The following is a 26,996-nucleotide window of genomic DNA, read 5'->3' as shown; positions in this document are numbered from 1 at the left end:
CTCGACCTCACTGGAGGACCTACCCATGGAACGTTCACTCGACGGGCGCCGCGTCGCCTTTCTGACCGCCAACGAAGGTGTCGAGCAGATCGAACTCACCTCACCCTGGAAGGCCGTGCAGGACGCCGGTGGCGAACCCGTGCATCTCGCCCCGGAGAAGGGAGACGTGCAGGGCTTCGATCACCTCGACAAGGCGGACGTGTTCGAAGCGACCACCGCCGTCAAGAACGCGAGCGCCGGCGACTTCGACGCACTCGTCCTGCCGGGCGGCGTCGCCAACCCCGATCAGCTCCGAACCGACGCAGACGCGATCTCGTTCATCCGATCGTTCGTCGACCAGGGCAAACCGATCGCCGTCATCTGCCACGGACCGTGGACGCTCGTCGAGGCGAAGGTCGTCGCCGGGCGAACGCTCACGAGCTGGCCGAGCCTCCGCACCGACATTGAGAACGCAGGCGGTACCTGGGTCGACCAGGAGGTCGTGGTGTCCGAAGACGGACCGAACACGATCGTGTCCAGCCGCAACCCCGACGACCTGCCGGCGTTCGAGTCGGCGATGGTCGACGTGTTCGCCAAGGTGCGCACGTCATGAGCGACTGGAGTGAGCAGGGCGCGATTCCCGTCGAGGATGCTGCGGTGCCGAACCCGCCAACTGTCGACGAGGTGATGGAGGAACAGCGTCGTCGCGACGATCTGCCGGACCCGTCCGACGACCCGCAGCATCAGCAGGTCGTCGACGACGAGGAGGCTGCGTTGGCCGACCAGGCGGTGGCGAACGACGCGCCACCCGAGGCGCGGCCCGACATCGGCTGACGCTGCCGGCCGCCCGGGAGCCGGTCCGGTCGATCCGGACTACCATGACCCGACAGCAATGAACCTGACGGCACCCCCTCGCGGCCCGGAACCGACGGGCGAGCGGCCTCGTCGCCGCCACAAAATGACGCGCGCGCCCCAGCCGGTGGCGGCCGATGTGTATCGGCGTCGACGGCTCACCGTCGCTGCCGGGCTGATCGCCGTCCTGGTGCTCGGCATCGTCGCCGTGCAGCAGGTTCGGGGCGGCTCCTCGGAGGCGGCCCCGACTCCGACCGCGGCGCCGCTCCCGGTCGAGACGGCCCCACCGACCACGGTGGCCGCCGAGCAGATCGAGCCGGCCGCGTGCATGCTCGAGGTGCCCGAGGTGGCGGTCGGCGACACCGGCACCGACGTCGAGTGCGCACAGCGGGCGTTGCGAGCCGCCGGCGTGATGGATTCGGAGGTGACCGGCACGTTCGACTCGGTCACACAGGCTGCGACGCGGTCGTTCCAGGCCGAGGTCGGTCTGTACGTCGACGGCATCATCGGGAAGAACACGGCGACCGAGCTCGGCATCTGGCCGGGCGCCGATTCGTTCATCGTGCGCACGCCGGCACCGCCCGAGGGGGCGGTCGACCTGATCGGCATGCCGCTGTCGTCGGTGGCGTCGGCCGGCGACGACGCACCACCATTGCCCGACGGTGCTTCGGTGGCGTCGGGCAAGCGGGTGGTCTACGACCGTGCCGGTCAGCGGGTGTGGGCGATCGACGACGAGGAGCGCATCGTGCGTAGCTACCTCGTGTCGGGCAGCCAGTTCCGCAACGAGGTGCCGGGCATCCACACCGTGTACTCGAAGTCGGAGATGGCGCTCGGGTGGGACCTGCAGGCCGATCTGCCCTACATGGTGCGGTACACCCAGACCGAACGGGGCCACATCGGCTTCCACGCGATCCCGTCGTGGAACGACACGGGCGAGGCGTTGCAGACCGAGGACGAACTCGGTCAGAAGTTGTCCGGCGGATGCACCCGCCAGGCGCTGCTCGACGCCCAGTTCATGTACCAGTTCGCCGACGTCGGCACCACCGTCATCGTCCTCTGACCCGGCGAGGTGTGCCGGCGTGGTGTGCCGGCGGCCGGTTCGGCCGTCAGGTCGTCGTCGGTGCCGGTTCGTCCCGCAGCCGCTCTGCGGGCAGGTTGCGGGTCATGAAGAGGGCGCCGAGTGCGATCATCGCGGCGACGAGCAGACCGACCTTGAGGGCGTCGAGCTGCGCCTGTTCGTAGCCGGCCACGATCTCGTCGGTGGTCGCTGCGTCGACACCGGCGTCCCGGAGACCCGTCTCGACGAGCTCCGATGCCACGAAGCTGGCCTGCTCGTTGACCGAGATTTCGACCGCGTCGGTGATCTCGGCGGGCACCGCCTCGTTGCTCTCGATGTTGTCGACGAAGGCCACGACGAGCGCCCCGATGACGATCGCGCCGATGAGGGCGGTGCCGAGGGCCGAACCGAGCTGCTGCGCCGTGTACTGGAGCCCGCCGGCCTCACCGCGGTCGGCGACCTCGACCGACGACTGGATCACGTTGCCGAGCTGCGAGGCGATCAGCCCCATCCCGATGCCGAGTACCACGAGCGCGACCGACACACCGACGTCGTCGAGTTCGGGGTTGATGCGGCCGAGCAGCAGGAACGCCGCCAAAACGAGCGTGACGAACCCGGCCTGCACGATGCGGCGCGGTGGGAAACGCTTGGCGAGTGCCGGGCCGCTCATCGAGGTGATCAGCATCGCGATCGAGATCGGCAGCATGCGGATACCGGTCTCGAGAGCGTCGAAGCCGAGCACGATCTGGAAGTAGAGCGGCAGGGTGAAGAAGATGCCGAGCAGGATCACGCTCTGGGCCAGGAACGAGCCGAGTCCGGAACGGAGCGGGAGGATCTCGAGCAGTTCGAGCTTGACGAGCGGGTCGTTGCCGCTGCGTTCTCGGTGCTCCTGCCAGCGGGCGAACGCCCACAGGACGATGAGGCCACCGACGAGGAGGAACGGGGTGATCGAGAACCCGAACGGGGTGACGGGCGAGTTCTTCGGCCGGATCCAGCCCCAGTCGCTCGACTGCAGCGCGGCGACGACGATCATGCCGAGGCCGAGCGCCGTGAGGATCGCACCGAGGATGTCGAGCTTGGGCTTCTTGGCGACCGGAGCGTCGCTGATCAGGCCGATCATCGACACGATGACGATGGCGATGATGACCTCGCCGACGAAGACCCAACGCCACGACAGCTCGGCGGTGAAGTAGCCGCCAATGATCGGGCCGACCGCGATGCCGGCACCGGCCACACCGCCGATGACGCCGAACGCCGCGACACGATCCTTGGTGTCGGTGTAGTTGGAGGCGACGAGCGCGACGAGTGCCGGCAGCACCAGTGCAGCGCCGACACCTTCGAGGATCGACCAGCCGACGAGCAGCGAGCCGACGCTCCACGACGCAGCGGTCAGGGCAGAACCGGAGGCGTAGATGATGTGGCCGATGGCGAACGCCCGGCGCCGACCGAGGATGTCGCCGATCTTGCCGCCGGTGATCATCAGCATCGCCATCGTGAGGGCGTAGAAGGTGATGACGCCCTGGATCGTGGTGACGGTGGTGTCGAAGTCATCGACCAGCTGGCTGATCGAGACGTTCATCACCGCCTGGTCGATCACCATCAAGAACTGCGCCAACGACAACACGATCAGCGGTCCCCATTTACCCATCACCGTTCCTCCGTCCTCCCGCCGCCGGAGAGACTACGACAGCGCACGTGCGTCATCGAACGTTCTCCCCGGCCGGACGTGCACCGATCTAGCTCCATCGACTGCGGCCTCGACCGAGGTCGCCCGTTCGCCCCGCTTCGCTCGAGGACTTTCTGGGATTTCTTCGCCGGGAAGGCCTGGAATCGGGAAACCCTGTCACACCCCTTCGTCATGATGGGGTGTATGAGTTCTCCCGACCCCGCAGCCGAGTTGGCGGCGATCTTCGCGGTCGATGTCGCTGCGGCCGACCCGACTGGTTGCGCGACGGTGTTGGGTGCGACTCGTCGCCTGCGGGGGTTCATCGATCAGGTCGAAGCGGGTGTGACCCGCCGGATGATCGAGTTGCACGAACAACAAGGCGCAGCACCGGCTGCCGATGTGCACGCGCAGACCGGTGGTGTGTCGTCGGCGGAGGGGAAGCGGAAGGAGCGTCGGTCGAAGACGTTGGATGAGGCGCCGTCGTTCGAAGACGCGTTGGGTGCCGGTGAGATCGGCGCCGAGCACGTCGACGCCCTCGCGAACGCGACGGCGAAGCTCGACGATGACGTCAAGAATCAGCTCCTCGACCGTGAAGCCGATTTGTTGGATGATGCGATGCGTCTGTCGCCGGAGGAGTTCGGTCGGTCGGTGCGTGATCTGGCTCGGGTGATCGAGCGTGACAACGGGATCGAGCGTGCGACGAGGCAGCGCAAGAGCACGTTTCTGTCCCGCAAGACGAATACCGCCACCGAGCTAGTCGAAGGACGATTCGCGTTCCACCCGGAGTTGGCGTCGAAGGTGTTCGGTCCCGTCGACCGACACGTGTCGACGCTGATCAAGGAAGGTGCGGCTGCTGGTGATCCGGAGTGTGTCGACCGCAGCGTCGATCGGAACCGGCTGGCAGCCGAAGCGCTCGGTGAGCTGGTCGCGTCGGGGAACCAGCACCTGCATCCCGGCACCGGCGATGTGACCGTGATTGCCGACGCCACGGCGTTGGTGACCGGCGAGATCTCCGACGACACCGTGTGCGAAACCGGTGACGGCAACGCGGTCCCACCGGCTGCGGTGTCGCGGATGATCTGCAACGGGCAGGTCACCCCGATCCTGGTCGACGCCGATCGGGTCCCACTCGCGGCTGGGCGGACGGTGCGTCACGCGAACCGGGCCCAACGGCGAGCACTGCGGGCGATGTATCGCACCTGTGGGTTCGGAGACTGCGACGTGGCATTCGATCGGTGCGAGATGCATCACATCGTCCCCTGGGAACACGGTGGGAGTACCGATCTCGACAACCTGATCCCGCTCTGCTCACGACATCACCACGTTGTCCACGAAGGCGGCTGGACACTCGAACTCACCGACGATCGAACGCTCACGGTCCGGCAACCCGACGGCCAGGTGTTCACGGTCAGCGAACCGGATGTGCCGCCACAGCGGCGCCGACGGCGAACGGTCGACGAACAGGAACCGGCACCGGAACGGGTGCGGGAGCGACAACCCGCAGCGTGACGCGCGCCGCCCGACCCCGAGTCCATCGAATCGAGAACCGACCGATCGACCCCGGCCCTCGGCCGGGCGGCGGCGCGCCCCTGCGTTTTGATCACCGCCACTCGACGGCCGACGAGACCCGACGAGGTCCGTGTCGATCAGCGCCGACAGAGGCCTGAGCCTGGCGGAACGGGAGGGATTCGAACCCTCGGAGCCTTGCGGCTCGTCCGCTTTCAAGGCGGGTGCAATCGTCCACTCTGCCACCGTTCCGTCGTCGAATCTATCGAAGGGTCGGCCTCCGACCAGCCCGAACGCGGACATTCGGGTTAGCCCCATGGACCCCGAGGGCACGCGGCGCGACGATCGAACCAGATCGAATCCCCTGCACGAAAGGAGCGGCCATGCCCCGCCGAGACAACCCCCTGTACCGAGACACCAGCGATCAGAAGATCGCCGGCGTCTGCTCCGGTCTCGCCCGATACTTCGACCTCGACACGACCCTCGTCCGTGTCGTCTTCGTCGCCCTGCTGGTGTTCGGCGGCTGGTCGCTCGTCGCCTACCTGCTGCTGTGGTGGCTGATCGATCCGGCGCCCGCCGGCACGTGGGCCGCACCGGCCGCCGGCGATGTCATCGCCGCCGACGCCGCCGAGTCGACCGAGTCGGAGCCGCCCGCCGCCTGACCGGAGACGGACGGATCGTGCGGTCGAATTTCGATCCGCCCCACCTTCCCGTAGACTCCCACCGTCCTGGAGAGGTGCCAGAGCGGCCGAATGGGAGTCCCTGCTAAGGACTTGACCTCTTTTCGGGGTCCGTGGGTTCAAATCCCACCCTCTCCGCGGGAGCGATGAGCCGGGCGAACAGCCCGGCTCATCGCCGTTTTCGCCCCACCACCGCCCGTCAGCCCTGCGGCGCCGCCGGGTCAGAACTGGGTAAGAATCCGCTCGGCCACCGACGACGGGAAGCCCTGGCCCGCACACTGGCCGGATGACCGATGCGGCGGCCCACCTCCTCGTCGTCGACGACGACGCCGCACTCCGAGACTCGCTCGACACTGCGCTCGGCTACGAGGGCTACCGCATCACGACCGCCCGCGACGGCGCCGCCGCCCTCGACGCGCTCTCGTCCACGGCGTTCGACCTCGTCGTGCTCGACATCGGCCTCCCGAACGTCGACGGGTTGAGCGTCTGTCGGACCCTTCGCCACGGCGGTGACCGGACCCCCGTCCTCCTCCTCACCGCACGTGGCGCCACGAACGACCGCGTCGACGGACTCGACGCGGGCGCCGACGACTACGTGGTGAAACCGTTCGCGCTCGACGAACTGTTCGCCCGCGTCCGTGCGTTGCTGCGCCGTTCGGCGCCGATCGAGGGCGGAACCGTCCGCGTCGGCGCCCTCGTCGTCGACACGGTCGCCCGACGCGCCACGGTCGGCGGTCGATCGGTCGATCTGACGAAGACCGAGTTCGATCTGCTCGCCTTCCTCACCGAGCAGCGGGGCAAGGTCCTGACCCGGAGCGAGATCTACGAACGCATCTGGGGGTACGACTTCGACACCGGCTCACGGTCGCTCGACGTCTACGTCAGCTACCTCCGATCCAAACTCGAGGCCGGGGGAGAAGCTCGCCTGATCCAGACCGTGCGAGGGGTCGGGTTCGTCATGCGGCAGGAGCCGTGATGGGCCGTCGCACGGCGCCGCTCTCCCGGGTCGTTGCGGTCGCCATCGGCGCCACGGTCGCCGTGGCGATGCTGATCGGCGGTCTCCTCACCGACCGCGTCGTCCGGGCCGAGCAGTACGGGGCAGTCGACGACTTCCTGGTCGCCAGCACCGACCGGCCGTTGCCGCCTCCCGACGACGAACGACCGACCGAGATCCCGGAGGGTGACGAAGGCGTGATCCGGGCCTTCACGTCCCGGGTGACCGACGACATCGCGATCAGGATCGTGTCGGACGATGGTGAGCTGCTGACCCCGACCGACGGCGTCCAGCTGCCCGACCCGCCCGCCGATTCGACCGACGGCGAACTCCGAACCGTGACCGTCGACGGCGACCGGTACCGGGTGATCACGACCACGACCGAGTGGGGCGCCGAGGTCCAGATCGGTCGGAACCTCGACGAGGCCGACACCACGGTCGCGTCGATCAGGCGGTGGTTGCTCGCCGCCGGGGTGGTCGCGACGGCGATCGCGTTCGGCATCGGGTGGTGGTGGTCACGCCGCATCGCCCGGCCGATCGTGCGCCTCGCGGAGACGGCCGATGGCGTCGCCGAGCGAGGTGAGATCGACCGCCGTTCGGCAACACTGCCCGACGGGCCGACGATCGCCGAGGTGGAACGGTTGCGTTCGAGCTTCACCTCGATGCTCGACGCGCTCGCCGCGTCGAGCGATCGGCAGCGGCGGCTGGTCGCCGACGCCAGCCACGAACTCCGCACGCCACTGACGGTGTTGCGGACCAACGCCGAACTCGCCGCCTCCGACCGGCTGACGCCCGACCACCGTCGCCGCGCCCTCGGGTTGATCGTCGCCGAGGTCGACGAGTTATCCGACCTCACCGACGAGTTGGTCGAGCTCGCGAGCGACCATCGCCGAGCCGAGTCCGAGGCCGTCGTCGACGCCGTTGCCGTGGTCGAGGCGGTCGCCGACCGGGCGACGGCTCGGACCGGGCGGACAGTCGAGGTGACGGCTCCCGAACCGGTGCGATGGCGGTGCCAACCCGGCCGCATCGACCGAGCGGTGTGGAACCTCGTCGACAACGCCCTGAAGTTCTCGCCCGACGCCACGCCGATCGAGATCCGGCTGGTCGGTGACCGCGTCGAGGTGCTCGACAGCGGGATGGGGATCGGCACCGACGAACTCGAACAGGTCTTCGAACGGTTCCACCGGTCCGACGAGGCGCGTGGGATGCGGGGCTCCGGGCTGGGCCTGTCGATCGTCGCCCAGGTCGCCACCGACCACGGCGGTACCGCCGACGCGGCGAGACGCCAGGACGGACCGGGCGTCGTGGTCGGCTTCACCGTCGCCGCCGACCGGGTGTCCTGACCCGCCCAACCCGATCCAACAGTGCCGGCCCGACCGTGCCGACCCGCCAGTTCTGACTGTCCCTTACGGTCGGTCTAACAGTGCTCTCACCCACGACCCCGAACGTGGCCGCATGCAGCGTTCACCACTCCGGAACTGGGCCGCAGGTGCGGCGACCATCGGGCTCGTCGGTCTCACATCCGCCTGTGGCGGGTCGAGCGAGGCGGCCGACACGGGCAGCGACGAGATCGCGTCCCTCGTCGACGACACCGACCAGACCGTCACCGACGGCTCCGACACCGGCGGCACCGCCGACATCGACATCGACGAGGCGGCCCTCGAGTTCTCCGAATGTCTGCGAGGTGAAGGGCTCGACGTGCCCGACATCGGCGTCGACGCCGACGGCAACATCAACCTGCGTGACGCCTTCGCCGAGGCCGGACCCGGCCAGGACGGTTTCCGTGAGGCGATGGAGGTCTGCGGCGAGATCCTCGAAGGCGTGGCCTTCGGCGGCGGAGCGGGCGGTGCCCGTGACGACTCGGCCATCGCCGACGCCTTCCTCGAACTCACGGAGTGCATCCGTGCCGAAGGCTTCGAGGACATTCCCGACCTGACGTTCCAGGCGCCCGGCGGACGGCCCGGCGCAGACGGTGAAGCCCCCGAGCCGCCCGCCGACGGTGAAGCCCCCGAGCCCGGCCAGGGACGCGGGCAGGGCGAGTTCGGCGATCGGACGTCGCAGATCGCCACCCAGCTCGAACTCGACCCCGACGACCCCGAGGTGATCGCGGCGCTCGACGAATGCATGCCCATCCTCGACGATGCACTCGGCGGCTTCGGCGGAGCCGGCGGTGGTCAAGCCGCCGAGGAGGGCTGACCGATGACGACCGATTTCGACATCACGACGGCCGACGAGCTCGAACGCTCGCTCCACGAGCGCCGCAACGGTGACGGTGGCCAAGGCACAGCTCCACTCGTCGTCGAGGCCCGTCCGAAACGCCGCTGGCCGTGGCTCGTGGCCGGCCTGGCGGTCGGTGCCGGCGGCGTGCTCGTCGCCGAACCGCTCCTGAACGGTGAGAGCGACGGCGAGGTCGTCGTCGCCGAGCCCACCGCCCTCACGACCGCATCGGTCCAGGTGACCGACCTGGTCGAAGAAGTCGAGTGGGACGGCGAACTCGCCGCCGGCGAGACGATCGATGCCGCCTTCGCCTCGTCGAGCACATCGACCGACCAGGCCGGTGCCGAATCCGCCGGCGGCACCATCACCGGTGTGCCCGAGGTCGGCGACACGATCGAACGGGGCGACGTCGTCGCCTGGGTCGACGATCTCCCGGTCGTCGCGTTCTACGGCGACATCCCGATGTGGCGCGACCTCGCCGAGGGAGACGAGGGTGAGGACGTTCGCCAACTCGAAGCCAACCTCGTCCGGCTCGGCTACGACCTCGACGACGACGTCGTCATCGACACCGAGTTCGACAGCGACACCGAGACGATGGTCGAGGCCTGGCAGGAAGACGTCGGCCGAGAGGAAACCGGCGTCGTCGCGGCGAGCGACCTCGTCGTGCTCCCCGGACCGTCCGACGTCGTGTCGGTGCCGGCCGTCGGAGCGTCGACCAGCGGCGAAACCATCGTCCAACTCGAAGCGCCCGCCGTGCGCGTCGACGTGGTGGCCGGGCGGCCCGACGCCGACGACGACGCCGGCATCATCGATTCGCTCGCCGAGGTCGGTACCCGCATCGAACACGGATCGGTCCTGATGACCGTCGACGGCAGCGAGGTGATCGCGGTCGTCGAGGTTTCTCCCGAGACCGAGACGGTGCTGGCCGCACTGAACGACGACGATCTCGAAGAACTGGAAGCCGTTCTTGCGTTCATGGGCTACGACACCACCGGCACCCTGGTGGTCGACGGCGAGGTCGACGAGGGCACCACGGCCGCGATCCAGGCATGGCAGACCGACGCCGGCCTGCCCGCCACCGGATCGATCGATCCCGCCGACTACGTCGTGCTTGACGGCATCGGCGACGCCGCCTACTCCGTCAGCGAGCAGTATCTCGAGGTCGGCGACGAACTCGACGACAGCGAGATCGTCCTCGCCCTCGCAACCCCGACACTCACCGTCACCGCCGATATCGCCGTCGGCTCGATCGACGAGTTCGCCGTCGGCGACCTGGTCACGGTCGAGCAACTCGACGAGTCGACGTTCGACGCTGCCGTGATCAGCATCGCCGACATCGCGACACCGGGCGGCGCCGACGCCGGCCCCACGATCGCCGTCGAGTTCGAGGTGGTCAGCGAGCCGGACGAGTTCGTGAGTGGATCGGTCCTGATCGTCACCGAGTCGTCCCGGATCGACGGAGCAACGGTCGTGCCGACACGGGCACTGATCGCACTCCGCGAAGGCGGCTACGCCGTCGAGCGGCAACTCGCCGACGGGTCGACCGAACTGATCGGCGTCGAGATCGGCACCTTCGACGACGGCCTCGTCGAGGTCGTGTCGAGCACGGCCGACCTGAACGAGGGCGACGATCTGGTGGTGCCTGCATGAGCGCACACGCACTCGAACTGGTCGACGTCGTGAAGTCGTACGCGGGCACCCCGCCGGTCGTGGCGCTCGACCACGTGTCGCTCGCCGTTCCGCATGGCGACATGCTCGCCATCGTCGGTCCGTCGGGGTCGGGTAAGTCGACCATGCTCCACGTGATGGGCACCCTGGATCGGCCCACCTCGGGGTCGGTGCGGATCGGGGGCATCGAGACCGCCCGGTTGTCCGACCGGAAGCTCAGCGCGGTCCGGTCTCACGAGATCGGCTTCGTCTTCCAGCAGTTCTTCCTCCTCCCGGGGGCCAGCGCGCTCGACAACGTCGCCAACGGCCTCCTGTACAGCGGTGTTCCCCGTCGGATGCGGCGCCAGCGTGCGGCCGAGTCACTGGCTCGCGTGGGGCTCGCCCACCGACTGCACCACGTGCCGAACGAGTTGTCGGGCGGCGAGCGTCAGCGCGTCGCCGTCGCACGCTCGCTCGTGCAGGATCCGACGATCGTCCTCGCCGACGAGCCGACCGGCAACCTCGACAGCCGTTCGAGCGCAGCGGTGATGGAGTTGCTCCACAGCCTTCACGACGAGGGCCGCACCATCGTCGTGATCACCCACGACCGCGAGATCGCACGATCGCTCCCGCGCCGTGTGGAGATGCGCGACGGCCACCTCTCCGAACTCGACGATGCCGATCTCGAACCGGTGGGGGCATCGTGACCGCCACGATCGAACACCCGAAGCGTGCATCGGTGCCGCCGAGCCGGTTCCGGCCCGCCGACGTGATCGGCGTCGCCACCGACGGCCTCACCCATCGCAAGGTCCGCACCGTCCTGTCCGCCGTCGGTATCACGATCGGCATCGCGGCGATGGTCGCCGTTCTCGGCCTGTCCGAATCGAGCCGCGCCGACCTCAGCAACCAGATCGAGGAACTGGGCACCAACCTGCTCACGGTCGAGGCCACCACCGGACTCGGTGCCGGCGATGCCAGCCTGCCCGACGACGCCGCCGCCAAGCTCGGTGTCATCGGTCCCGTCGAGGTCGTCGCCGACGTGGTGACGCTCGACGAGTTGCCGCTGCGCAACGACGTCATGAGCGACAACGAGACCAAGGGTCTCAGCGCCGTGGCCGCCGACACCGACCTGCTCGACACCCTCCGGGCCGAGGTGGCCGTCGGCCGCTGGCTCGACGACACGACGTCGACCGTCCCGACGGTCGTGCTCGGGTCGGTGGCCGCCGAGCGGCTCGCGATCGATGACGTCGACGACGGTGCGATGATCACGATCGGCGACGAGTGGTTCACCGTGATCGGCATCCTCGACGAGTTCCCCATGTCGGAGAACCTCGACCGGTCGGTGTTCATCGGCCGTGACGTCGCCGCCGACGTGTTCGAGTCCGAGTTGAATCCGAGCGTGATCTACGTGCGCACCGACCCCGAGTCGGTCGACGACGTGCGTGCGGTCGCCGCCGCCACCGCCGATCCGCAGAGCCCCGACGAGGTGTCGATTTCCCGCCCGACCGATGCGCTCGAGGCGCAGGAGGCCGCCGACAGCGCGTTCACCTCGCTGTTCCTCGGACTGGGCGCCGTCGCCCTGCTCGTCGGGGGCATCGGTATCGCCAACGTCATGGTGATCGCCGTGATCGAGCGCCGGAACGAGATCGGCCTGCGCCGAGCGCTCGGCGCCACCCGTGCCCACATCCGCCGCCAGTTCCTGGTCGAGGCGCTCCTCCTGTCGAGCCTCGGCGGGGCCGCCGGCGTCGGGCTCGGCGCCGCGGTGACCGCGCTCTACGCCGACATCGAAGGCTGGGAGGTCGTGATCCCCCCGATTGCGCTGATCGGTGGCTTCGCCGCCGCCGTCGCCATCGGCGCACTGGCCGGTCTGTACCCGGCGATGCGGGCCGCCCGCCTCGCCCCCACCGAAGCACTGAGGTCGTGACCATGCAGCATCGAAGCATCACCCGCTGGATCGGCCGCTCGCTCGGACTCATCCTCGCAGCGGTCGTCGTCGTCGCCGGCGTCGTCGGTTTCCTCCGCTGGAGGGAGTCAGCCCGCGACGACGACGCCGAGGTCGCCGTCGACGAGGAAGCTCCGTCAATCTCGGAGGCATCGGTCCGCACGCTCGACGAGTCGTACGACGCCGAAGGCTCACTGGTGTACCAGGCGGCGGTCGACGTGTCGTCGCCCGTCTCGGGCACCGTGCTCCAGATCGCGTCGCCCGGGGACCTGCCCTCCCCGGGCGACGTCATCGCCAGAGTCGACGACACCGCCGTCGTCTGGCTCGACGGCGAGCTCCCCGCCTGGCGCTCGCTGACGATCGGCGACGAAGGCACCGACGTCGAACAGCTCGAGACCGCGCTGGTAGCGCTCGGGTTCGACGACTTCGACGTCACCGTCGACGAGGAGTACACGTGGGCGACCTCGCAGATGGTCGAGGCCTGGCAGGAGTCGATCGGTGTCGAACCGACCGGCGACGTCGAGCTCGGCACGGTCGTGTTCGCGGCGGGCAACACCCGCATCGCCTCGACGTCGGTCGCGGTGGGTGACGCCGCCGACGGCGTCCTCCTGTCGGTCGGGACCGACGAGCGTGTCGTCACGTTCGACGCCGCACCTGCGGATGCCGTTCATCTCGACGTCGGCACTGCGGTTGCGGTGTCGTTGCCCGACGGCGGCGACACCACCGCGATCGTCGAGTCGATCGACGAGGGCGCCGACACGTGGTCGGTGACCGCCGCCGTCGACGCGACGATCGAGCTGCCCGAACGGGACACACTCGACGTCGACGTGTCGTGGGACGTCACGATCGCCGCCGACGTCGTCACCATTCCGAGCAGCGGTCTGCTGCGGTTGGACGACGGCACTTACGTCGTCGACGTCGTGGACGACGACGGCTCGCTCGACCGCCGCGTCGTCTCGACCGGAGCGTCGGTCGGCACCCGAACCGTCGTCGAGTCCGGCCTCGCCCCGGGCGACCAGATCATCGTCCTCTGATCAGGCGGTCCGGTTTCCGCCCTGGCTGCGTTGACATCACCCGCTCGCAGCCCGGAGGCTGCTCGGGGTTCGTCTGCCTTGCCAGGACGAAAACCGATCCCGCCTGATGAGAGAAGAATCGGGCATGGGGCCCGGGGTGCGGCGACCGGTCAGTGCCAGGGTTGGTCGAAGGTGTCGCTGGCGGCCATGTCGCCGGGACCCTTGCGGGTGATCGGGCCGTGTCCCCGGCCGACCGGGTACCCGATCGGCACGAGCGCAGCGGTGCCCCACGAGTCGGGGATGTCGAGGAGCGCTTTCACCTCGTCCTCCCGCAGGCAGTGGAGGGTCGTGAGGGTACACCCGAGCCCTTCGGCGACGCAGGCCAACATCGCGTTCTGCACGGCCGGATACACCGAACCGCCGCCGACGATGCTCACCCGGTCGAGCTTCGCATCGGTGATCGCCATCGCCGCCGGGTTCGCACAGAACACCAGGATCGCCGGCGCCTCGTGCAGGTGGTCGGCGAGGTGATCGCCCGCCGCAGCGACGCGGCGCCATGGATCGACGACCTCGTCGGGCTGGCCCTCGAGCCGCTTCATGAAGCCGGCCACGTATCGCTGCCACTCGGGTCGGTAGATCTCCTGCAACCCGGCCTTCCTCGCCGGGTCGGTCACCACGATCACCTTCCACGGCTGCTGGTTGCCGCCGGTCGGTGCCCAGCACGCCGCCTGCAGGACTCGTTCGAGCACCTCGCTCGGGATCGGGTCGGGCTTCAACTTCCTCACCGCCCGCAAGGTGCTCATCGCTTCGTACAGATCGATCGCCGGAGGAGTCACGCCCCGCAGCGTAGGACGTGCGCCGTCCCGGTTCAGCTGCCGGGCGAGCCGTACAGGCCGGGGCCGTCGACCTCGACCTGCTGCAGGAAGCGGCGGGCTGAGGCGTACGACTGCTCCATCAACTCGGCAGTGTGCTCGAAGTCGAGCGGCGAGATCAGCTGCGCGGCGGGCCCGGGCAGGTAGACGACCGGCACCTCCGAGGCGATGATCGGCGCCTCCATCGCCGCCTGCGACCGCATTCGCACGATCGCCGTGACCAGCAAGATGTCGGTCATCGTGTCGAGCGACTCCGACAGCTGGCCCGGGAACGTGCAGTCGAGCACGACGAGCGACTTGGCACCCATCTGCACCGCCTGCGTCATGGGGACGTTCGCCACGACGCCGCCGTCGTATAGCCGACGACCGCCGTGCTCGACCAGCGGGAAGATGCCGGGGATCGCGGCGCTCGCCAACAGGGCCGGTTCGAGATCACCCTCCCGGATGGTGACCGGCAGGGCCGTCGACACGTCGGTCGACACCGCGCCGAACGGCAGTGCCAGGTCGTCGAACGATCGGATCGGGCCGAGGAAGTCCTCGATCAGCCCGGCGAGCGCCGTGTTGCCGTAGAGGTAGGTCTTCGACCGTTGCAGGTTCCGGACCTGGCTGAACCACCCGCCCGGGAAGATCTGCTCCTTGCGCACTCGCGTCCAGAGGTGGGAGAGGCGGGTCGCCGCCCCGGCCGGGTCGAGCGCGAGCACGGCACCGTTGAGCGACCCCACCGACGTGCCGACGACGAGGTCGGGCCGGGCGTCGTGCTCGGCGAGCGCCTGCAGCATGCCGACCTGCATGGCGCCGAGGCTGCCGCCTCCGCCCAGCACGTACCCGATCGGTCGAGGCAGGTTCTCCAACACGCCACCATGATGCACCAACCGTGTCAGACTCGCCGGATGGCCGACTTCGAGATGGGGACCGAACAACGCGAGGCCTTCCTCGCCGATCTGCACGTGGGTGTGCTGGCGATCGAGCGTGACGGCAAGGGGCCGCTCGCCGTGCCGATCTGGTACGCCTACGCCGACGGCGACGTGCTGATCTCGATGGCGGCCGACTCGGCCAAGACCACGCTCCTCCGCCGTGCCGGCCGGGCCACGATGACCGTGCAGGACGAACGGCCGCCGTACCGCTACGTGTCGGTCGAAGGGCCCGTCTCGATCGAGGCGTACGACGACGTCGACGCGTACGACATCGAAGCGGTCGCCAAGCGCTACCTCGGCGACGAGGCCGGCGCCCAGTACGCAGCCGCCAACCCGTCCTGGGAGGGCACGGTGATCGCCAGGATCACCCCCGAACGCTGGCTCACCGTCGACTACGGCGCCGGCTGACGGATGGTCGGTTGATGTCAGACATCAACCGACGGGTGCACGGTGCGCAACGGTCGTGGATGGTCGGATGATGTCTGACATCAACCGACCATCGACCGGCGTCAGCCGATCTGGCGGTCTCGGTCGGCCCAGTAGGGGGCGCGGAGGTCCTTCTTCAGGATCTTGCCCGAGGGGTTGCGCGGCAGCTCGTCGACGAAGTCGACGCTCTTGGGCACCTTGAACCCGGCGATCCGCTCGCGGGCCCAGGCGATGATCGCCTCCGGTGTGACGTCGGTGTCGGGTGCCTTCACGACGATCGCCTTGACCGCCTCGCCCCACTTCTCGTCCGGCACGCCGATCACCGCGGCGTCGGCGACGCCCGGGCAACCCATGATCGCGTTCTCGACCTCGGCCGGATACACGTTCTCGCCGCCCGACACGATCATGTCCTTGACCCGGTCGTGGAGGAACAGGTAGCCGTCCTTCACGTAGCCGGCGTCGCCCGACCGGAACCAACCCTCGTCGTTCAGCGCCTTGGCCGTCTCGTCGGGCTTGTTCCAGTAGCCGACCATGATCTGGGTGCCCTTGAGCCACACCTCGCCGATCTCGCCGTCGGCGACCTCGTTGCCGTCGTCGCCGACGATCTTCATCTCGATCCACGGATACGGCTTGCCGGCAGCACGCAGCAGCTCGGGTCGGTTCTCCGGATCGTGATCCTCGGGCGGCAACTCGACGACGGCACCGGTCGTCTCGGTAAGGCCGTACACCTGCACGAAGTCGGTACCGGAGAACTGCTTCATGGCGCCGCGCAGCACGTCCTCGGTGATGGGCGACGCGCCGTAGACGATGAGCTCCATCGACGACAGGTCGTGATCGTTGGCGTTCGGAACGATCTGAAGGAAGGCCAACACGGCCGGCACGTAGATCGCCGTCGTGATCTTGTACTCCTCGATCTCACGCAGGATGGCGGACGGGTCGACGTCGCGGTCGAGGACGACCTTGGCGCCGATCGCCATGCTGACGATGCCCCAGCCCGATCCGGCGATGTGGAACGTGGGCATGACCACGTGCGACACCGACTCGGCGTGGATCTGCCACTTCTCCGGCACCTCGTCGATGAGGGCGAACAAGTTCGTGTTCGACAACATGACGCCCTTCGGCAGCCCGGTGGTGCCCGACGTGTAGAGCTGCAACGCGATGTCGTCGGGAGCGGCCTCGACGCCCGGATCGGTGGCCGGGTGGTCGGCCATGAACTCCTCGAGCGAGGGACGACCGTCGCCACCTTCGCCGACCATGATCGTCGCCGTGACCGTGTCGAGCCCGGGTTCGATCAGGCCGAGTTCGCCCACGAAGTCGTTGCCGACGAACAGGAGCTTCGCCCCGGCGTCGTTGGCGATGTGCTGCTTCTCGGGCGGTGCGAGGCGCCAGTTGACGTCGACGAGCGTCGCCCCGATCTTCGACGCCGCGAAGACGGTCACGAAGTAGTCGACGCCGTTCTTCTCGATGCGGGCGACCCGGTCGCCGCGGCCCACACCGGCTGCGGCCATCGCGTTGGCGAGCCTGCTGCTCGCCTCGTCGATCGAGCGCCAGGTGTGCTCGGAGCCACCCTCCACGATCGCGACCGCGTCGGGTCGCTCCTCACGATGCTGCCGAATGATCGACGCGATGCTGTCGAGACTCACTGGAAACCCCCATCCCCGAAGTGCTGCTGTGGTGAAGCCGTGACACTAGACGACCCGGCCGTCGCGCCCGACTCGCATCACGCGCGTGCGGAACGGGATGATGGCCCCGGCATCCACGGAGGGATCGAGATGACGACCATCATTCGCAACGGCACCGTCTACGACGGGACGGGGAGCGCACCGGTGCGCGCCGACGTCGTCGTCGGCGACGACGGCACGATCGTCGAGATCGGCCCGGGTGCCGGTGCCGACGCCGAAGCCGACGTCGAGGTCGTCGACGCCGAAGGCTGCTGGGTCACACCGGGCTTCATCGACATCCACACCCACTACGACGCCGAGCTCGAGCTGCACCCACAGCTGTCGGAGTCGCTGCGCCACGGCGTCACCACCACGCTGATCGGATCGTGCGGTCTGTCGCTCGTCGTCGGCGACCCCGAAGATCTGGCCGACACGTTCTGCCGGGTCGAGGGGATCCCGCGCGACACGGTCCTGCCACTGCTCGAGCAGGTCGTCGACTGGACGACCCCGGGGGAATACGTCGATCACCTGCGGTCGTTGCCGCTCGGCCCCAACGTCGTCGGGATGCTCGGCCACTCGACCGCCCGCAGCCACGTCATGGGACTCGGCCGGTCGCTCGACGCCGACGTGAAGCCGACCGAGACCGAGATGGGTGAGATGTGTCGCCTCCTCGACGAGTCGATCGACGCCGGACTGCTCGGGCTGTCGGTCAACCTGCTGCCCTGGGACAAGATGGGCGGCGATCGCTACCGCAGCCGACCGACCCCGTCGGTGTTCGCCAAGTTCGCCGAATACCGGGCCCTGGCCGAGGTCTGCCGACGGCGCGACGCCGTGTTCCAGGCGATCCCCGACTTGCAGAGCCGTTGGTCGATCGCACCCCTGCTCGACCTCGGCCGATCACGTCAGGGCCGACCGCTGCGCACGTCGTTGCTCACCCTGATGGACTCGCCGGTCGCCAAGGGCGTGTGGAAGGCCGTCGGCGCGGCGACCAACCTGTACAACGACCGGCTCGGCGCCCACGTCCGGTTCCAGGCGTTGCCCACACCGTTCGACCTCTACACCGACGGGATCGAGAACCCGGTGTTCGAGGAGTTCGGCGCCGGCACGCAGGCGCTCCATCTGGAAGACGCCGACGCCCGTTCACAGCTCATGGCGGCCCCCGTGTACCGCGAGATGTTCCGCAAGCAGTGGAGCAACAAGATCGCCCCACGCGCCTACCACCGGCGGCTGCACGAGGCGCGTGTGGTGTCGTGCCCCGACCCGGGCCTCGCCGGCCGGACCTTCGCCGAGATCGCCGAGGAACGAGGTCAGGACCCGCTCGACACCTTCCTCGATCTGCAGGTCGAGTACGGCAACGACCTGCGCTGGTACAGCGTCGTGGCCAACGGCAACCCGGAGGTCGTCGAGCAGATCATGGCGCACCCGGCGGCGATGATCGGCTTCTCCGACGCCGGCGCCCACCTGCGGAACATGGCGTTCTACAACTTCCCGCTCCGCATGCTGAAGCGGGTCCGTGACGCCGAGCTCGCCGGCCGTCCGTTCATGCCGATCGAGCAGGCGGTGCACAAGCTGACCGCCGACATCGCCGACTTCCATCGCATCGACGCCGGGCGGTTGCACGTGGGCGCCCGAGCCGACCTCGTCGTGATCGACCCCGAACGTCTCGACGACTCGATCGAGGAGATCCACGAGGCCGAGATGCCCGGCTTCGGCGATCTGCGGCGACTGGTCCGTCGCAACGACGACACGGTGCGAGCCGTGATGGTCAACGGCAACGTCGCATGGTCGGGCGGAACGCCTGCCGACGACCTCGGCGAGGCCCGGCGCTACGGCACCGTCCTGCCGTCGGCAGCCGCCTGACGCCGGCCAGGCCGGTCAGAAGATCGTGTAACCGCCGTCGGCCACGACCTGGTCGCCCGTGTGCCAGATCTGGGTGCGATCGCACAGATAGGCGGCGAGCTCGCGGTAGTCGTCACCGGTCGCCCAGCGTCGCACCGGCGTGCGCTTGGTCGTGACGTCACGGAACGTGTCGTTCTGGTAGCCGCCCTCGGCCATCTCGGTACGGGTCCAGCCCGGCAGGACGGCGTTGACGCGGATGCCGTGCCGGGCGAGACCGACCGCCGTCGCCCGGACGAGACCGAGGAGGGCCGTCTTCGACGCGCCGTAGTGGGCGGTCATCGGCGCGCCATGGACCGCCGACGTCGACGAGATCGCCACCATCGCCCCGCCGTTGCCCTGCTCGATCATCCGGCGGGCGCAGTCGCGCATCGTGAGGAAGGCACCGTCGAGGTTGATCGACATGACGCGCCGCCACTCCTCGAGTGTCAGGTCGGTGAACGCCGCACCGCCGGAGGTGCCGGCGTTGGCGACGCAGATGTCGATCCGCCCCAGCTGATCGACGGTCGCCGCCGTGGCGGCCGCGACCGATGCCTCGTCGCCGACGTCGCACGTGATCGCGACCGCTTCGGCACCGAGCGCGCGGAGCCGTTCGCAGGCGTCGGCCGACTTGTCGGCGTTGCGCGCCCAGATCGCCACCGAGGCGCCGGCGGCGGCGACACCCTCCGCGAAACCGAGCCCGATCCCCCCGTTCCCACCCGTGATCACGGCCACCTGTCCCGACAGATCGATCATCCCGTGGAACCTAAACGAGCTTCCCGACGAGCCGGGTGTCGGAGGTCAATCGGGTCAGGTGTCAGAGGTGACGACTCGTTGTGCTTCGGGTCAGGTGTCAGAGGTGACGGCGAGGAACGAGCCGTTACCGGCGATCACCTGACCCGGGGTCGGTGCGCGAACCCCCGGGAACGAGTCGTCGGACCAGACCACAGGACCCCGGAGTCAGGTGACCGCCGGTCACGGGTTCGGCTGCGCCTCACCCGTCACCTCTGGCACCTGACCCGGTGACCTGACCCGGTGACCTGACCCGGTGACCCGACCCGATGGTGGGGCTCGGCGGTGAGTACGGTCGGCCGGCATGGGGAATGGGGATCGTCCGACGACGTGCATCATCGGGGCCGGGTGCTCCGGGTTCACGATGGCCAAGCGGCTCAGCGACCACGGGTTGCCGTACGACTGCTTCGAGATGTCCGACGACATCGGTGGCAACTGGTACTACGGCAACCCGAACGGCATGTCGTCGTGCTACCAGAGCCTGCACATCGACACCTCCAAGTGGCGGCTCGCCTTCGAAGACCACCCGGTGCCGCGTGAGTGGCCCGACTTCCCGCACCACTCCCAGATCCTCGACTACTTCCGGTCCTACGTCGACGAGTTCGGTCTGCGTGACACCATCACCTTCGAGACGGCGGTCACCAACTGCGAACGCCTCGACGACGGCCGCTGGTCGGTGTCGCTCTCCACCGGCGAGACCCGCGAGTACGACAACCTCGTCGTCGCGAACGGCCACCACTGGGACGCCCGCATCCCCGACTACCCGGGCACGTTCGACGGGTACCAGGTGCACTCGCACCACTACCGCGATCCGTTCGAGCCGTACGACTTCCGGGGCAAGCATGTCCTGGTCGTGGGCGCCGGCAACTCGGCGATGGACATCTCGTCGGAGCTGTCGCAGCGCCCGATCGCCGAGCGTCTCGTCGTCTCGATGCGGCACGGGGTGTGGGTGCTGCCGAAGTACTTCGACGGCAAGCCGGCCGACAAGAACGTGCTGCCGTCGTGGATGCCGGCCAAGGTCGGCCGCAAGCTGGCCCGTTCCAAGATCAAGAAGACGATCGGCAAGATGGAGAACTACGGGCTGCCCAAGCCCGATCACGAGCCGCTCGACGCCCACCCGTCCGTGTCGGGCGAGTTCCTGACCCGCGTCGGTTGTGGCGACATCGTGCCCAAGGGAGCGATGGAGCGTCTCGACGGCGACGGCGTCGTGTTCGCCGACGGGTCGCGCGAACACTTCGACGCGATCGTCTGGGCGACCGGCTACAACGTCACGTTCCCGTTCCTCCAGCAGGCCGAGTTGCGCCCGGACGACAACCGGTTCCCGCTGTACAAGCGGATGGTGAAGCCGGGCTGGGAGAACCTGTTCTTCCTCGGCCTCGCCCAGCCGCTGCCGACCCTCGTCAACTTCGCGGAGCAGCAGAGCAAGCTCGTGGTCGAGGCGATCGAGGGTACCTACGCGTTCCCGCCCGAGTCGGAGATGACCGAGGTGATCGACGCCGACGAGCGCGAACACCTGGGGCACTTCTACGACAGTCCCCGTCACCGCATGCAGGTCGACTTCGCCACCTACGTCAAGGATCTCATGAAGGAGATCGACGCCGGCCGCACCCGCGCCACCCAACCCACGAACGCATGAACAGTGTGCGCACCGGGTGCGCACACTGTGCACGCATTGCTCGAGGTCGGTGGAGCAGACTGGTGGGGTGAGCAGCACGCGTCCGGCTGACGGGACGGCGTCGTCCGACCCGGAACCGGCCGATCCGTCGACCTCGGACCGGTCGTCGGTGGGGTGGGACGTCGCGGTCGACGGTGGCGACCGGTGGGGATCGGTGCCCGGTGGCGTGGCGACCGCGATCGGTGCGGTCACCGGGCTCGTCGTCGTGCTCGTCGGCGTCGTCGGAGCCCTCTCGGTCGAGTCGACCCTGCTCGGCGACCGGGCACTCCTCGCGATGCGGACCCGCGACGTGTTCAGCTCGTCGATCCCCGTGGTCGGCGCCTACTCGAGGTTCGGCTGGAGCCATCCCGGACCGTGGTCGTTCTACCTGCAGGCGGTGCCCTTCCGGGTGCTCGGCGGCGACGGCACGGCACTGGCGGTGGCTGCGGCGACGGTCAACGCCGCGGTCCTCGGACTCGGCGGGTGGGTCGCGGCGCGGCGGAGCGCGGCGGTGACGGCCGTCTTCACCGTCGCGACCGCCGTCCTGATCGTGAACGGCACGCTCGTGATCCACGAGGCGTGGAACCCGGCGATGGCGATCGCGCCGATGCTGGTGGCCGTCGTCGCCGCGGCGGTCGCCTGGACGGGAGACGGTGCCGCGCTGGCCGTCGTGATCGGATGCGGTGCGCTGGCGGCACAGACACACGTCGGCGTGGCGCTGCCCGTCGCGGTGGCGATGGTGATCGCCGGCGTCGGATGGTTCCGGCACCGCCCCGACGACGGCGGCGTGCCGGTCGCGGCCCTGGTGGTGGCCGGGCTCGCGGTGGCGCCGATCGTGTTCGACACGGTGACCGACTGGCCAGGGAACGCCTGGCGTCTCGTCGAGTCGGCGTTCTCCGACGACCTCGAACGTGTCGGCGCGGTGGATGCGCTGCGGCTGATCCTGCGGTCCACCTCGCCGGAGTTCGTGGTCGATCCCGGCTACGAGCAGTTCTTCGGTTTCGTCGTGTCCGGCCAGTCGGTCGGGTGGTTGCCGGGGGCCGTGCTCGTCCTTGTCGCGTTGGTCGCCCGGTACGGCGCCTCGGCGTCGCTCCGACGGCTGGCCCTGATCCAACTCGCGGTCTCGCTCGGCGCGTTCGTCGGCATCGCCGGCATCCGGGGTCCGTTGCACGCCTACCTGCTCGGCGTCCTCCCGGTCCTCGCTACCATCGGCTGGTCGATCGTCGCGGCGGAGGTAGCCGCTCGCCTGGTGTCGGCCCCGCCGGCGTGGATGCTCGCGGTGTCGCTGCTCTCGTTGCCACTCGTCGCCTGGGTCGCCGCCGACGGTCCGTGGGTCGACCAGGCTGCCGACGGCGATGTCGACGCCGTCGAGTCCGTCGTCACCGACATCGAGCGTTGGGCCGACGGACGCAGCAACCCGACGGTCGCGCTCGAGGTCTCGGCCCCCGACGACTTCCAGGGCGTCGACCTGTTCGGCGGCCTGGTCGAGGCGCTCGACCGGCGAGGGGTCGGGGTGGTGCCAGGGACCGGGCACGAGTTCCTGCTCCCCGATCGCGCCGGCGACGCCGTTTCGGCGACGGTGACCGTCGTCTCGCTCGCGCCGACCGACCCGACCGGTGACGTCGACGGCGCGCTCGTGGTGTACGACCCGCTCACGGCCGCCGAGCGGGCGCGCCTGACGGAGCTCCTCGGCCAACTGGTCACCGTGCTCGAGCAGAACGACCTGGCGGTGCTCGTGCCGGCGGTGACGAACGGTGATGTCGACGCGGTCCCGGTCGATCGCTTCGAGGATCCGGACACGGTCCGACGACAGCTCGCCGAACTGAGGGCGTTGCTCGAGCGAGGTCCGCGGCTGGTGGTGACGGTCAGCTGATCTTCGGCGCGTCGTCGCTCACGAACTGGGTGCGGAGCTCGCGCTTGAGCACCTTGCCCGTGGCGTTGCGGGGGAGTGCCTCGACGATGGCGATGTCGGCGGGCACCTTGAACTTGGCGAGCCGCTCGGCGCAGTGCTCCTGCACCTGTTGACGGTCGACCTCGGCACCCGGCTGCAGCGCCAGCACCGCCAGGCCGACCTCGCCCCACCGATCGTTCGGCACGCCGATCACGGCCGCCTCGGCCACGCCGGCGATCTGGTAGAGCACGTTCTCGACCTCGGCCGGGTACACGTTCTCCCCGCCGGAGATGTACATGTCCTTCCACCGGTCGACGATGAACACGAACCCCTCGTCGTCCATCCGGGCGGCATCGCCCGTCTTGAGCCATCGGCCCTCGAACGCGCTCTCGGTCGCCTCGGGCTTGTTCCAGTAGCCGGGTGTGATGTGGGGCCCGGCGACCCAGAGCTCGCCGACCTCGTCGGGTCCGCAGTCGCCGCCGTCGTCGTTCACGATGCGGAACTCGGTGTGCATCAGCGCCTTGCCGGTCGAGCCGATCTTTCGGAGCGCGTCACCCGGGTCGAGGAAGATGGCGGCCGGGCTCGTTTCCGTCATGCCGAACCCTTGCGACAACAGCACGCCACGATCCATCCACGTCTCCATGATCGTGAGCGCACACGGTGCCCCGCCGACACCGGCGATCCGCAGACGGGACAGGTCGGTCGTGGCGAAGTCGGGGTGCTGCATCATGAACTGGTACGGCGCCGGAACGGCGAAGAAGTGGGTGATGCCCTGGTCGGGATCGCCGATCAACGCCAGCGCCTCACCGGGATCGAACTGGCGGACGAGCACCACGGTGCCGCCGGCGTGCAGGACCGGGTTGCTGTAGCAGTTGAGTCCGCCGGTGTGGAACAGCGGCAGCACGTTGAGATGCACGGTGTCGAGCCCGACCCCGGCGGGGATGCCGAGATTGACACAGTTCCAGAAGTTCATGCCGTGGGTGATCATCGCCCCCTTCGGCAGGCCGGTCGTGCCCGAGGTGTACATGATGGTCAGGACGTCGTCGTGGGTGAGCGTGGCCCGATCGATCGGCCCACCGGCCGCTGCGGCGAGCGCCTGTTCGTACGGGCTCTCGGGCGTGCCGCCCGCGATCTCGAGGGTGGTCGCGATGCCGCAGCGTCGTTGGAGTTCGCCTGCCGAGGCGACGAACTCGGTGTCGTGCACCAACAGCTTCGGTGAGCTGTCGTTCAGGATGTACTCGAGCTCGTTCACGGTCAGTCGCCAGTTGAGCAGGACACAGATGGCACCGGTGCGAGCACAGGCGAACTGCACGTCGAAGTACTCGACGCCGTTGTGGGCGAGCACGGCGACCCGGTCGCCACGCCCGACGCCGAGCGATGCGAAGTACGACGCCATGGCGTCGACTCGGGCGTCGAGTTCGCCGTAGGTGAAGCTGCGGCCGGTCCCGAGGTCGCGCACCGCCTCCTTGCCGGCTCGGTTGTCGCGGTGGTGGGCGATCCAGTCGTACGCCCGCACGGCTCCGTGCCCGGCGGGGCGTGACGTCGTCATCGCGGCGACATCGGCCGGGTCGGGTGTGAACGCGGTCGCGTCGGTGTCGGTCGTGGTCGTCATCGGCATCCCCCTCGTCGTCCTCGGACGGAGCGAACGTAGCAAGCCGCCGACCATCGGGTCTCCGCGGACGGCATAGCCTCGGCGGCGTGTTCGACGTCGTCCTCGTCGCCCCCGAGATCGCCACCAACACGGGCAACATCATCCGCCTGTGTGCGAACACGGGCGCCCGGCTCCACCTCGTGCACCCCCTCGGCTTCTCGATGGACGACTCCTCGCTCAAGCGGGCCGGTCTCGACTACCACGATCTCGCCACCGTGGCCGTCCACGACGACGTCGTCTCGTGCCGGGACGCAACGGGGTCGCGTCGGTTCACCTTCTCGTCGAAGGCGACGAGCCGGTTCGACGAGGTGGCGTTCCGACCCGGCGACGTGTTCGTGTTCGGCGCCGAGCGGGCCGGACTCACCGACGATCAGCAGGACGCGTTCGACCCGGCGACGCGCTTGGCGCTGCCGATGCGACCCGGCAACCGGAGCCTCAACCTGGCCAACGCCGTGGCGGTGGTGGTCTACGAGGCCTGGCGCCAGCAGGGCTACGCAGGTGCGACCAGCGCGGGTTCCACGAGCGAGACGCTGACCACGCCCGAGTTCGACGGCTGAGCCGGCCCAGGGCGGCGTCGTGGGTGTCAGCGCGGCGTCATTGCGGTCCGGCGGCGATCACGACGATCCGGGTCCGCTCGGGTGGTCGGATGTCGAGCCGCTCGAGGTCGAGGCCGCCCCCGACCCGTTGCACCGACCACGCCCGGTCCGGGTCGTCGGTGAACGCCACGACGCCTTTGACCCTGACCACGGTGTCGGGCAAGCCCTCGAGTTCGGCCACCAGCCATGCCCGGTCGACCGGAGCGTCGTACTCGAGCGTGCGAGTGGAGTGAGCATCGTGGTGGTCGAAGCCCGACCCGCCAGGCTCGGTCGCGTCGCCGTCGAGCACCGCCCAACCGAGGTCGCATCGCACTGTTTCGATCACGTCGGCGTCCGGCGCCGTCTCGGCGAGCCAGTCGTGGAGCCGGACGATCTCGGCGGCGTCGACGAGGTCGACCTTGTTGACGACACAGACGTCGGCCGCCTCGAGTTGGCGCAGCACGGTGTCGCCGACGTATCGGTCGGTGGCGCGACGGCGAACGGTCTCGGCGTCGACGACCACGACGACCCGCCCCACCGCGAACCCCGCGGCCACGCCGAACCGGACGATCGAGGCGGGATCGGCCACCCCGCTCGCCTCGACGACGACCCGGTCGAGGTCGTCGGCGCGCTCGCGCACGACGGCGAACGCCTCGACCAGGCCGTCGGCCAGGCTGCAGCACACGCACCCGTTCGCGAGGCTGATCACATCGTCGTCGGCCGACGTGATCAACGCGCCGTCGACGTCGATGTCGCCGAAGTCGTTCACCAACACCGCGACACGCCGACCGTCAGCCGACGCGAGCAGCCGATTGACGAGGGTGGTCTTGCCGCTCCCGAGGTAGCCACCGATCACGTGAAGCGGCGTCATGCGCGACGACCCTATGTACGATCGGGTCGCATGTCGAAGCGCAACCTCATCTGGCTGGCCGCCATCGTCGTGGTGGGCGTCGTGCTCGGCGTCGTCGCCGGCTGGTTGTGGGGCGTGATCGCCGCCGCCGTGGTGCTGGTGATCAGCGAGGTCGTCGAGCGCTCCGCCCGAGCGAAGCGCCGCGCTGCTCGTGGTGCAGCCGGGTCGCCGTCGATCGGTGACGCCGTCGACGCACGCCGCAAGCGTCGCTGATCACGCGGG

At 69.0% G+C, this 26,996-nt stretch carries 25 protein-coding genes and 2 tRNA genes; 19 read left to right on the top strand and 8 right to left on the bottom strand.

All coding sequences use genetic code 11. The annotated features are described in order from the left end of the window. The first annotated feature begins 25 nt into the window (after nt 1-25). The 3 genes from BDK89_RS18390 (at nt 26) to BDK89_RS18380 (ending at nt 1,891) form a co-directional block, all read left to right on the top strand. Complete coding sequence (locus BDK89_RS18390; protein ID WP_133870337.1) at nt 26-592, top strand: type 1 glutamine amidotransferase domain-containing protein; 567 nt, start codon at nt 26-28, stop codon at nt 590-592. Next, complete coding sequence (locus tag BDK89_RS18385) at nt 589-813, top strand: hypothetical protein (protein WP_133870336.1); 225 nt, start codon at nt 589-591, stop codon at nt 811-813. The genes BDK89_RS18390 and BDK89_RS18385 overlap by 4 nt, the downstream gene beginning before the upstream one ends. Nucleotides 814-937: 124 nt before the next feature. Then, nucleotides 938-1,891 (top strand): L,D-transpeptidase family protein, encoded by a 954-nt coding sequence (locus BDK89_RS18380; protein ID WP_166657679.1) that lies wholly within the window; start codon nt 938-940, stop codon nt 1,889-1,891. Nucleotides 1,892-1,937: 46 nt separating this feature from the next. On the opposite strand, the gene BDK89_RS18375 is transcribed toward BDK89_RS18380, so the two are convergent. Beyond that, nucleotides 1,938-3,536, bottom strand: a complete 1,599-nt coding sequence (locus tag BDK89_RS18375; RefSeq protein WP_133870334.1) for an MFS transporter — start codon at nt 3,534-3,536, stop codon at nt 1,938-1,940. A gap of 222 nt (nt 3,537-3,758) precedes the next feature. Between BDK89_RS18375 and BDK89_RS18370 the strand changes: the two genes are divergently transcribed. After that, complete coding sequence (locus tag BDK89_RS18370) at nt 3,759-5,063, top strand: HNH endonuclease signature motif containing protein (RefSeq protein WP_166657678.1); 1,305 nt, start codon at nt 3,759-3,761, stop codon at nt 5,061-5,063. Nucleotides 5,064-5,224: 161 nt separating this feature from the next. Here BDK89_RS18370 and BDK89_RS18365 read toward each other — a convergent pair. Next, nucleotides 5,225-5,312, bottom strand: a tRNA-Ser gene (locus BDK89_RS18365). A 131-nt stretch (nt 5,313-5,443) separates the two neighbouring features. On the opposite strand from BDK89_RS18365, the gene BDK89_RS18360 reads away from it, so the two are divergent. The 9 genes from BDK89_RS18360 (at nt 5,444) to BDK89_RS18320 (ending at nt 13,574) form a co-directional block, all read left to right on the top strand. Further along, complete coding sequence (locus BDK89_RS18360) at nt 5,444-5,722, top strand: PspC domain-containing protein (protein WP_133870332.1); 279 nt, start codon at nt 5,444-5,446, stop codon at nt 5,720-5,722. 68 nt (nt 5,723-5,790) lie between these two features. Continuing rightward, nucleotides 5,791-5,878, top strand: a tRNA-Ser gene (locus BDK89_RS18355). 148 nt (nt 5,879-6,026) lie between these two features. Beyond that, a complete protein-coding gene (locus BDK89_RS18350) occupies nt 6,027-6,716 on the top strand; it encodes a response regulator transcription factor (RefSeq protein WP_133870331.1) in 690 nt (229 codons plus the stop codon). Then, nucleotides 6,716-8,077, top strand: coding sequence for a sensor histidine kinase (locus BDK89_RS18345; RefSeq protein WP_133870330.1), 1,362 nt, complete (start codon nt 6,716-6,718; stop codon nt 8,075-8,077). The genes BDK89_RS18350 and BDK89_RS18345 overlap by 1 nt, the downstream gene beginning before the upstream one ends. A gap of 112 nt (nt 8,078-8,189) precedes the next feature. Further along, nucleotides 8,190-8,930, top strand: coding sequence for a hypothetical protein (locus tag BDK89_RS18340; RefSeq protein WP_133870329.1), 741 nt, complete (start codon nt 8,190-8,192; stop codon nt 8,928-8,930). A 3-nt stretch (nt 8,931-8,933) separates the two neighbouring features. Next, nucleotides 8,934-10,601 carry a peptidoglycan-binding protein gene (locus BDK89_RS18335; RefSeq protein WP_133870328.1) on the top strand — a complete coding sequence of 556 codons (1,668 nt, stop codon included), beginning with the start codon at nt 8,934-8,936 and terminating at the stop codon, nt 10,599-10,601. Beyond that, nucleotides 10,598-11,305, top strand: a complete 708-nt coding sequence (locus BDK89_RS18330) for an ABC transporter ATP-binding protein (RefSeq protein ID WP_133870327.1) — start codon at nt 10,598-10,600, stop codon at nt 11,303-11,305. Before BDK89_RS18335 ends, BDK89_RS18330 begins: the two co-directional genes overlap by 4 nt. Further along, the gene (locus BDK89_RS18325; RefSeq protein ID WP_243839220.1) at nt 11,302-12,522 is read left to right on the top strand and encodes an ABC transporter permease; all 1,221 of its coding nucleotides are present in this window, start codon (nt 11,302-11,304) and stop codon (nt 12,520-12,522) included. Before BDK89_RS18330 ends, BDK89_RS18325 begins: the two co-directional genes overlap by 4 nt. A 2-nt stretch (nt 12,523-12,524) precedes the next feature. Then, nucleotides 12,525-13,574, top strand: a complete 1,050-nt coding sequence (locus BDK89_RS18320) for a permuted SH3 domain-containing protein (RefSeq protein WP_133870325.1) — start codon at nt 12,525-12,527, stop codon at nt 13,572-13,574. 149 nt (nt 13,575-13,723) lie between these two features. Here the strand turns inward: BDK89_RS18320 and BDK89_RS18315 are convergent, their stop codons facing one another. After that, the gene (locus BDK89_RS18315) at nt 13,724-14,389 is read right to left on the bottom strand and encodes a nitroreductase family protein (RefSeq protein WP_243839219.1); all 666 of its coding nucleotides are present in this window, start codon (nt 14,387-14,389) and stop codon (nt 13,724-13,726) included. A gap of 32 nt (nt 14,390-14,421) precedes the next feature. Next, entirely contained in the window at nt 14,422-15,279 is an 858-nt protein-coding gene (locus BDK89_RS18310) for a patatin-like phospholipase family protein (RefSeq protein ID WP_208294120.1), read from the bottom strand. Nucleotides 15,280-15,315: 36 nt separating this feature from the next. Between BDK89_RS18310 and BDK89_RS18305 the strand changes: the two genes are divergently transcribed. Continuing rightward, complete coding sequence (locus BDK89_RS18305; protein WP_208294119.1) at nt 15,316-15,747, top strand: PPOX class F420-dependent oxidoreductase; 432 nt, start codon at nt 15,316-15,318, stop codon at nt 15,745-15,747. A gap of 101 nt (nt 15,748-15,848) precedes the next feature. Here BDK89_RS18305 and BDK89_RS18300 read toward each other — a convergent pair whose 3' ends face one another. Further along, complete coding sequence (locus tag BDK89_RS18300) at nt 15,849-17,408, bottom strand: long-chain-fatty-acid--CoA ligase (RefSeq protein ID WP_133870324.1); 1,560 nt, start codon at nt 17,406-17,408, stop codon at nt 15,849-15,851. 129 nt (nt 17,409-17,537) lie between these two features. Here BDK89_RS18300 and BDK89_RS18295 point away from each other — a divergent pair, with 129 nt between their 5' ends. Further along, the gene (locus BDK89_RS18295; RefSeq protein ID WP_133870323.1) at nt 17,538-19,286 is read left to right on the top strand and encodes an N-acyl-D-amino-acid deacylase family protein; all 1,749 of its coding nucleotides are present in this window, start codon (nt 17,538-17,540) and stop codon (nt 19,284-19,286) included. A 15-nt stretch (nt 19,287-19,301) separates the two neighbouring features. On the opposite strand, the gene BDK89_RS18290 is transcribed toward BDK89_RS18295, so the two are convergent. Continuing rightward, nucleotides 19,302-20,057: an SDR family NAD(P)-dependent oxidoreductase gene (locus BDK89_RS18290; protein WP_133870322.1), complete on the bottom strand. Its 756-nt coding sequence runs from the start codon at nt 20,055-20,057 to the stop codon at nt 19,302-19,304. A 340-nt stretch (nt 20,058-20,397) separates the two neighbouring features. Between BDK89_RS18290 and BDK89_RS18285 the strand changes: the two genes are divergently transcribed. Beyond that, on the top strand, nt 20,398-21,729 hold the full coding sequence (locus tag BDK89_RS18285; protein ID WP_133870321.1) for a flavin-containing monooxygenase: 1,332 nt from the start codon (nt 20,398-20,400) through the stop codon (nt 21,727-21,729). 67 nt (nt 21,730-21,796) lie between these two features. After that, entirely contained in the window at nt 21,797-23,620 is a 1,824-nt protein-coding gene (locus tag BDK89_RS18280) for a hypothetical protein (protein WP_133870320.1), read from the top strand. On the opposite strand, the gene BDK89_RS18275 is transcribed toward BDK89_RS18280, so the two are convergent. Further along, entirely contained in the window at nt 23,613-25,187 is a 1,575-nt protein-coding gene (locus tag BDK89_RS18275) for an acyl-CoA synthetase (RefSeq protein WP_133871160.1), read from the bottom strand. The genes BDK89_RS18280 and BDK89_RS18275 overlap by 8 nt on opposite strands. Nucleotides 25,188-25,336: 149 nt before the next feature. Here BDK89_RS18275 and BDK89_RS18270 point away from each other — a divergent pair, with 149 nt between their 5' ends. Further along, complete coding sequence (locus tag BDK89_RS18270) at nt 25,337-25,846, top strand: tRNA (cytidine(34)-2'-O)-methyltransferase (RefSeq protein ID WP_133870319.1); 510 nt, start codon at nt 25,337-25,339, stop codon at nt 25,844-25,846. A gap of 37 nt (nt 25,847-25,883) precedes the next feature. On the opposite strand, the gene BDK89_RS18265 is transcribed toward BDK89_RS18270, so the two are convergent. After that, entirely contained in the window at nt 25,884-26,735 is an 852-nt protein-coding gene (locus BDK89_RS18265) for a CobW family GTP-binding protein (RefSeq protein ID WP_133870318.1), read from the bottom strand. 30 nt (nt 26,736-26,765) lie between these two features. Between BDK89_RS18265 and BDK89_RS18260 the strand changes: the two genes are divergently transcribed. Next, complete coding sequence (locus tag BDK89_RS18260) at nt 26,766-26,987, top strand: hypothetical protein (protein WP_133870317.1); 222 nt, start codon at nt 26,766-26,768, stop codon at nt 26,985-26,987. The last annotated feature ends 9 nt before the right edge of the window (nt 26,988-26,996 follow it).

It is taken from the genome of Ilumatobacter fluminis (assembly GCF_004364865.1).
In the GTDB taxonomy this organism is placed as follows: domain Bacteria; phylum Actinomycetota; class Acidimicrobiia; order Acidimicrobiales; family Ilumatobacteraceae; genus Ilumatobacter; species Ilumatobacter fluminis.
This window is presented reverse-complemented; position numbering and strand designations above follow the sequence as displayed.

Excerpts from the sequence above, each read along its gene's own strand:
- BDK89_RS18330 (WP_133870327.1), top strand. The coding sequence starts at position 10,598 with ATGAGCGCACACGCACTCGAACTGGTCGACGTCGTGAAGTCGTACGCG.
- BDK89_RS18390 (WP_133870337.1), top strand. The coding sequence starts at position 26 with ATGGAACGTTCACTCGACGGGCGCCGCGTCGCCTTTCTGACCGCCAAC.
- BDK89_RS18290 (WP_133870322.1), bottom strand. The coding sequence starts at position 20,057 with ATGATCGATCTGTCGGGACAGGTGGCCGTGATCACGGGTGGGAACGGG.
- BDK89_RS18285 (WP_133870321.1), top strand. The coding sequence starts at position 20,398 with ATGGGGAATGGGGATCGTCCGACGACGTGCATCATCGGGGCCGGGTGC.
- BDK89_RS18260 (WP_133870317.1), top strand. The coding sequence starts at position 26,766 with ATGTCGAAGCGCAACCTCATCTGGCTGGCCGCCATCGTCGTGGTGGGC.
- BDK89_RS18370 (WP_166657678.1), top strand. The coding sequence starts at position 3,759 with ATGAGTTCTCCCGACCCCGCAGCCGAGTTGGCGGCGATCTTCGCGGTC.
- BDK89_RS18385 (WP_133870336.1), top strand. The coding sequence starts at position 589 with ATGAGCGACTGGAGTGAGCAGGGCGCGATTCCCGTCGAGGATGCTGCG.
- BDK89_RS18335 (WP_133870328.1), top strand. The coding sequence starts at position 8,934 with ATGACGACCGATTTCGACATCACGACGGCCGACGAGCTCGAACGCTCG.
- BDK89_RS18360 (WP_133870332.1), top strand. The coding sequence starts at position 5,444 with ATGCCCCGCCGAGACAACCCCCTGTACCGAGACACCAGCGATCAGAAG.
- BDK89_RS18320 (WP_133870325.1), top strand. The coding sequence starts at position 12,525 with ATGCAGCATCGAAGCATCACCCGCTGGATCGGCCGCTCGCTCGGACTC.
- BDK89_RS18295 (WP_133870323.1), top strand. The coding sequence starts at position 17,538 with ATGACGACCATCATTCGCAACGGCACCGTCTACGACGGGACGGGGAGC.
- BDK89_RS18265 (WP_133870318.1), bottom strand. The coding sequence starts at position 26,735 with ATGACGCCGCTTCACGTGATCGGTGGCTACCTCGGGAGCGGCAAGACC.
- BDK89_RS18345 (WP_133870330.1), top strand. The coding sequence starts at position 6,716 with ATGGGCCGTCGCACGGCGCCGCTCTCCCGGGTCGTTGCGGTCGCCATC.
- BDK89_RS18350 (WP_133870331.1), top strand. The coding sequence starts at position 6,027 with ATGACCGATGCGGCGGCCCACCTCCTCGTCGTCGACGACGACGCCGCA.
- BDK89_RS18380 (WP_166657679.1), top strand. The coding sequence starts at position 938 with ATGACGCGCGCGCCCCAGCCGGTGGCGGCCGATGTGTATCGGCGTCGA.
- BDK89_RS18340 (WP_133870329.1), top strand. The coding sequence starts at position 8,190 with ATGCAGCGTTCACCACTCCGGAACTGGGCCGCAGGTGCGGCGACCATC.
- BDK89_RS18275 (WP_133871160.1), bottom strand. The coding sequence starts at position 25,187 with ATGACGACGTCACGCCCCGCCGGGCACGGAGCCGTGCGGGCGTACGAC.
- BDK89_RS18305 (WP_208294119.1), top strand. The coding sequence starts at position 15,316 with ATGGCCGACTTCGAGATGGGGACCGAACAACGCGAGGCCTTCCTCGCC.
- BDK89_RS18375 (WP_133870334.1), bottom strand. The coding sequence starts at position 3,536 with ATGGGTAAATGGGGACCGCTGATCGTGTTGTCGTTGGCGCAGTTCTTG.